This is a genomic window from Catenibacterium sp. co_0103, assembly GCF_004168205.1.
Taxonomy (GTDB): Bacteria; Bacillota_I; Bacilli_A; order Erysipelotrichales; family Coprobacillaceae; genus Catenibacterium; species Catenibacterium mitsuoka_A.
Window position 1 is genome coordinate 1 of sequence record NZ_RCYB01000171.1, and the last position, 2019, is coordinate 2019.

Genomic DNA, 2019 nt, shown 5'->3' on the forward strand with positions numbered 1-2019 from the left:
CGACAGTAACTATATTATCATATACTCTTCAAATTTAAAAGAAAAGACTGTTAACATTTAGTTTGTCAACAGTCTGAAGGACTCATATGAGTCCTTTTACATTAGTCTTTTTTAACTGTATGTAATTTATCTAATAAACCATTCTTTTTAAATGTAGGTGCTAAAGCTAAATAAAGTGCTGAAGAAATCACAATCGCAATTACTGCATTAGTAATAGTAGTCACTGCATTCCAAGATGCAAGTGCTAAAGCAGCTTGAGAAGGTGCACCAAGTAATACTGAAGTATAGAAATAAGAGAATAGTGGTTCAGCAATCACATTAAATAATAAACCTGCAAATGTAGAAGCAACGACACCAATCACTAACTGCTTACCTTCTAGTTTTTGGATCTTGAATACTCTATGTGCAACTAGACCTGTAATAACTCCAATACTAAACTTTAAGATAAATGTCTTTGGTGCGACTACTACATAAGTAGGATCAAGTAAATCGCCAATACCCATACCAACTGCTCCCGCAATTCCTCCAGGAAGACCACCTAATAATAAAGCAGCCAATACACAGAATGTATTTCCTAAATGGAATGAAGTAGTTCCTCCTGGTGTTGGAATCTTAATCTGTAGGAATGTGAAGGCGATATAAGCTAAAGCTGCCATCAATCCTGTTACTGCAATTTTTAATGTTTTATTGTCTTTCATATAAAACTCCCCCCCCTTTGATGAATAACACTATACATACATTCTGACATTATATAAATACTCAGTTATCAACCAAAAAAATAAGGTCAGTTTTAAAACTGACCTTATTCATGTACGATTTTTCCAAATAAGAAACGGATCAGAGGACCACAATAGAAAATCTGGAATAATAATGCGACAGGGAAGTTCATGGATGTTGTCTGGAAATAGACTGAAGCATCGATGTTTTTGAATAATACAGTTGCGATTAAGCTCGTGCATGGACACATGATACAAACAATCATACAAGAAATGGCAAGAGTAATCACGATAGGACGATCTGTAGGCTGTACAAAACGGAAAGCAAGCTTATGAGCTAAAGAATCTACAACAAGTAGTTCTAAAAAGAAAGCGACAGGCCACATGATAATCATTTCGTGGAAGGCAAGTAAAAAGACCTGGTTTGTCATTCCTCCGATATTTAATGAGATGTTGAAGAGAATCATGACATACACCATTAAGAATGACATCGTCGCTGTAAATAATAAATTTTATTTAAATGTTTTAGGCATTATAAAATGCTCCTTTCTTGAAATTTCACTTGATATATACTTAGAAAAATGATATATGATCTATGTATATTAAAGTATAGAAAGTAAACAGATCATCAGTAAAAGTAACCATGATATAAACACACATACAACAAAACAACCATCACTATAATCAGAAAAATCCTAATAATGCTGCACATATAGTGAACAATAATAACCATGCAGAACAGTGCAATCCTAATAATTCAGCATATCATTCAAGTTGTGGAAAAAAGTAATGACACGAACTAAAAGTGACAATGTACAAATAAATGTTTCCATTCCTGCTGGATGGAAAACAGAACTTGAAAACCCTGCACGTATCTATTCTGCTGAGGAAGGAGAGAGTATCATACTTCTTGACTTGCTTCGTATTGAAAATATCTGATACAGTATCACATCATCAGGTATTCTAAATTCATATTTCTGGTATTAAAAGGTAATGTAGAGGAAATATTGAAACAGATATTACAGAAAAATCTATTACCACATTAAGGCTCTTGAAGTGAAGCCTGACCATATACATGTCTTTGCAGATGTACCACAGACTGCTGCTCCCTGTGATGTTGCAAGAACTTTTAAAGATAAGTGCTAATGAACTGTTCAAATCATTTCCACAATTAATACAATTCTGCAGGATGCGGTATTTTATGGTCTAGAGGATATTTTGTATCTACAGATAATATGAAATGACCTCCTAGTTGTCAAAACGTGGATTTAAACTCATAATAAGAATAGAAAACAAAAAGTGA

Annotated in this window: 2 protein-coding genes; both read right to left on the bottom strand. The window is 33.5% G+C overall.

The genetic code is table 11. The features are described 5' to 3' along the window. Nucleotides 1-101: 101 nt before the first annotated feature. Complete coding sequence (locus EAI80_RS12830; RefSeq protein ID WP_129982349.1) at nt 102-698, bottom strand: ECF transporter S component; 597 nt, start codon at nt 696-698, stop codon at nt 102-104. Between the two features lie 104 nt (nt 699-802). Beyond that, a complete protein-coding gene (locus EAI80_RS12835; RefSeq protein WP_192924066.1) occupies nt 803-1207 on the bottom strand; it encodes a DUF2798 domain-containing protein in 405 nt (134 codons plus the stop codon). Nucleotides 1208-2019: the final 812 nt, after the last annotated feature.